The sequence below is a fragment of the Sphingobium sp. LMC3-1-1.1 genome, assembly GCF_040676285.1.
Classification (GTDB): domain Bacteria; phylum Pseudomonadota; class Alphaproteobacteria; order Sphingomonadales; family Sphingomonadaceae; genus Sphingobium.
The window spans coordinates 1-210 of the sequence record NZ_JBEGHQ010000094.1 but is presented as its reverse complement, the minus strand read 5'-3'; the positions used below and the strand labels follow the sequence as shown (position 1 = coordinate 210).

General features: G+C 61.9%; 1 pseudogene. It reads right to left on the bottom strand.

Going from position 1 to position 210, the window contains the following annotated elements:
* Nucleotides 1-210 (bottom strand): annotated as a pseudogene (locus MRBLMC3_RS23170) (hypothetical protein); the annotation flags it as partial.

Below are 210 nucleotides of genomic sequence, written 5' to 3'. Positions count from 1 at the left end.
GCGTCAGCACCAGATCGCCAGGCGTGATCCCGGCACCAAAGCTCAGCGTGTCGACGCCATCTTCCCAAAAGCCCTGGGTAATGCGGTCGTCGCCATCGCCAATGTTGTAGATGTAGGTGTTGCCGCCGTCGCCACCGTAAAGGTCGTCATCGCCAGTCCCGCCCGTGATCGTATCGGCGCCACTTCCCGCATAGACCACGTCATTGCCCG